Source organism: uncultured Rothia sp. (assembly GCF_937976295.1).
Classification (GTDB): domain Bacteria; phylum Actinomycetota; class Actinomycetes; order Actinomycetales; family Micrococcaceae; genus Rothia.
Genome location: NZ_CALJRY010000002.1, coordinates 1 through 3,848, shown reverse-complemented (window position 1 = coordinate 3,848; position 3,848 = coordinate 1). Strand labels below are relative to the sequence as shown.

3 protein-coding genes and 1 pseudogene are annotated in these 3,848 nt (G+C 59.5%); all 4 read right to left on the bottom strand.

What is annotated here, in order from left to right; genetic code table 11:
* Positions 1-497 (bottom strand): glycosyltransferase family 4 protein (locus Q0216_RS00030; RefSeq protein ID WP_298591808.1); only part of this gene is annotated, 497 nt, incomplete at its 3' end.
* A gap of 17 nt (positions 498-514) precedes the next feature.
* The gene (locus Q0216_RS00025) at positions 515-2,758 is read right to left on the bottom strand and encodes an N-acetylneuraminate synthase family protein (protein ID WP_298591805.1); all 2,244 of its coding nucleotides are present in this window, start codon (positions 2,756-2,758) and stop codon (positions 515-517) included.
* An 89-nt stretch (positions 2,759-2,847) separates the two neighbouring features.
* Positions 2,848-3,576, bottom strand: a complete 729-nt coding sequence (locus tag Q0216_RS00020) for a cytidylyltransferase domain-containing protein (RefSeq protein ID WP_298591803.1) — start codon at positions 3,574-3,576, stop codon at positions 2,848-2,850.
* Positions 3,576-3,848 (bottom strand): annotated as a pseudogene (locus tag Q0216_RS00015) (RNA-binding protein); the annotation flags it as partial. The gene Q0216_RS00020 and the pseudogene Q0216_RS00015, both read right to left, overlap by 1 nt.

The following is a 3,848-nucleotide window of genomic DNA, read 5'->3' as shown; positions in this document are numbered from 1 at the left end:
GTAGAACGAGAAACAGCAATCGCCTGATCGGTACCCCACAGGCGCACACGGTGCACGGTTTCCATGAGCTTAGAACGCCAGGAGCTGCCGTGGTACACCGAGTCATTACCGGCAATACCGTGCTCAGTGGTCAGAAGCTTAGGCACGCAGGTGTCACGCTTGATAACGCTACGGATACGCAGCGCGTTGACTACAGCGGTCGCTACAACATCCGCATACGCCAGGTGGCTGTGCACAATATCCGGGCGAAGCTGCTCAACAGCCTTCTGCAAAGAAACAAAGGAAGTCTTAAAACCGTAGTCGGGGCCAAACTCAGCCTTGATGACGGTGACGCCCAGTTCCTCAAGGCGGCTCGTGAGTTTACCTTCGGGTGCGAGAACCACCAGGTTAAAGCCGGGGAGCCCGGCACGTGCCATATCGACAACGTGCCGAGCTACTCCACCAAACTCGGGAACCGGAACGACCCACAGGGCAGTGGGAAATCCGTTTGAATTCATGAGTGAGTGTCTACTTTCTACAGCCACTTCTCGAGGCGGTCCAGTGCGGTGAAGAAGCCCTCACCGTTGTTGATGTGGCCCTGCCAGATTTCGGGAATGAAGGAAGCCTTCGGTGCCAGCTCACGCAGCTGCTTACCCAGCGATGCCCAGTCGACATCGCCTTCGCCGACCTGAACGCCCTCACCGTCAACGCCGGTGCCGTCCACCAGGTGCAGGTGGATGGACAGCGGTGCCAGCTGCTCAACAGCCTCCGACAGCGGAATGTTCAGGAAGTTGCAGGCAAGCATGGTGTGGGAGATGTCCAGGCAGAGCGCGGTGTCGAATGCGCGCGAGAACTCTGCAGTGTCCTTCGGATCCAGGAACAGGTTGTGGTACTGCTGACCACCCATCAGCCAGGGGTACGGGGGCAGAGTCTGAGCAGCCAGGCGAACACCGGATGCGTCCAGACGCTTCAGCGCCTCACCGATACGCTCGTACTTCTCAGCACGTGCAGCAGCGGGAATGTGCTTGTCCTTGGTGAAACCACCCATGGTCACGACCATGACCGGGTCCTCGTCTACGGTGAAGTAGCGGGTCAGGTCACGGGTGATATCAATGGTGCGCTGAACCTCAGCGATGGAGCGCTCCCACACCTCGGGGTCCTTGGACGCGAGGTCCACCAGGAAGTCGCCTGCGAACAGGTCGGGCAGGTGGGTGGTGAAGCCCATGTCCAGCTTGGAGTCAAAGACGTCGTCGATGTTAATCTCGAGGTCCTTGTAGGAGAAGTGGAACTCCAGGAAGTCCGGCTTCGCCTCTTCAATCAGCGGCTTGTAGTCGTGGTAACGAACCGGCAGACCCCAGGGACGGTCGAACTTGAAGTCGCGGCGGGTCACCAGGTCATCCTTCAGGTCGCCTTCGAAGAAGAACGAGCCTTCTTCAACATCGCGCTGCATGGTGCGGCCCAGCAGCTGCGGTAGGTAGTTCGGCTGCAGACCGCGGCCGGGGGACTTCACAGCAACATCAGCCTCGGTCACGACCTCGCCCTTAGCGATGTGGCGGGTAGCAACCAGGGACTTTGCCAGGTTCACGCGGTTCATCAGCTCACCGGTGGACACCTCGCGAGGAGCAGCGGAACCAATTGCGGTCTCAACCTCACGGATCTGCTGAACCATTGCCTTGAATTCCTCAGGCAGTAGCGAGACGGTGTGGTCGTTACCCTCGAGGGTCTTGTCGGTGGTAAAGTGCTTCTCAATGATCTTCGCGCCGCGAGCAACAGCAGCAATAGGCACGTGGTAGCCGCGCTCGTGGCCGGAGTAACCGACCAGGCACTGACCAATCTCAGCCAGGCGGTCCATGTACGCCAGGTTGACGTCCTTGAAGGGTGCCGGGTATGCGGACTGGCACTGCAGCAGAGCGTAGGATGCGCCAGCGTTACGCAGCAGAGCCACGGACTCGCGGATTTCCTCTTCGCGGCTCATACCGGTGGAAACCAGCATGGGCAGGCCGCGGGAAGCCACGTCACGCAGCAGCTCGTGGTTGGTCAGGTCAGCAGAAGCAATCTTCATGCCCTGGATGCCGTAGTCAACCAGCGCCTGAACGGAGGGTGCGTCCCAGGGGGTGCACATGATGTCCATGTCGTGCTGTTTGACGTGGTCGAAGACCTCGTACATCTGGTCAACGGTCAGGGAGAAGCGGGACAGCAGGTCCAGGGTGTACTGAACGCCCAGGTCCTCACCTGCGGTTGCCGCACCGCGCTGGCGGTACAGAGCGTCCATGTCGCGCAGCTGGAACTTCACAGCGTCCGCGCCGGACTCAACAGCCAGATCCACCAGTTCCTTAGCGAAGTCAACGCTACCCTGGTGGTTGTTACCAATCTCAGCAATGATGAAGGAGGGGGAATCCTCGCTGATGGTGTGCTTACCGATGCGCAGGACGTCCTGCTCGTCCATTGCCAGCGCCACGAGGTGACCGCGCTCGTCGGTCAGCGGCACGTGGTTGATACCCTTCGCGAAGTATGCGCGCAGGGTCTCGGGATCAGCGTTAGCCGGTGCGGTCTGCGGGTTGGTGTTCGCAGCGTCCAGGGCGCTGGTCTCCAGGGATGCAGTGGGGTTAGCAATCAGCCAACGACGGAAGTCGCCGTCAGAGAGCGAACCGCGCAGGATACCGGACTCGTTCACCAGGAAGATGATGCGCTGGCCGTTAGCAGAAATCTTCTGCAGAGCGTTGAGAATCGGGTCTTCAGCGAAGACCACATAGGGGGCAATATTGCGTTCAATAATCACGATTTTGACCTTTTCGTTTGAGTGTTTAGTTGAATGCCTAAGTGCCGGTCAAGCCGGGAGCGGCAGAGGAGGTACTGCGCGGGTAAAGGTTATTTGCCTTCGGTCAGGATCTGAGTGAGCTGGTGCTCTGCCACGGAGAAGTCAATCAATGCGTCAATGTCGACGCCCTCGATTTCGTCCAGCATAAACAAGTCAATGGTACCGCCGGGGTAGCCCGCCAGGCGGTTGTGGTGGTCCATGTACACGTGGGTCTTGGTGATGTACATCGAACCGTTCTCACGGTAGCGGAAAGTTTCCTTGGTCAGCTCCTGGCGGCGCGGGCGAGCCATAATCTCAAACGCCGCAGTGGGCTCACCGTCAGCGTGCCAGGTCCAGATGAACGGACCAATCGGAATCACACCGACCATGGAGTCCTTACCGTTCTCCGCGAACTGGCGGACTGCACGAGCCAGAGTACCGGGCAGACGCACGGGGCTGGTTGCCTGTAGCAGCATGACTGCCTCGGGTTCCCAACCGTTTTCGGTATAAAACTCGATAGCGTGCTCGATGACCGGCTCGGTTGCAGTGGTGTCTTCAGCCAGGTGCGCCGGGCGTATGAACGGTACCTCCGCACCGTACTCGCGGGCGATATCAGCCAGTTCAGCATCATCGGTGGAGACGACAACACGCAGCTCGTGCTCGCCGGCTACTTCTTCCTTAGCAGCCAGTGCCTGCTCGATGGTCCATGCGACCAGCGGCTTACCCGCGATGGTGCGCAGATTCTTACGCGGAATGCCCTTTGATCCACCGCGCACGGGGATGACGCAGAGAATACGCATTATGCCTCCAAAGTTTCAATCATTAGTTCAGCGATACGCTGTGCCGGTTCCTTCTTCGGCTGAACCGGTGCCGGGGTCGGTTCCTGACCCCACTGGTTCATGCCGTAGCGGTCCCAGAATTCCACCAACCATGCCGGCGGTGCCGGGTGGTAAACCCAGGCCGGGATTCCGCGGATTGCAGCCTCCAGAACACCGGTAGAGAAGATGGACACCACAGGGTTCGGAACCTCGTTCAGCGGGGTTCCGGAGCGGTCAATGCGGATGCCTTCCTT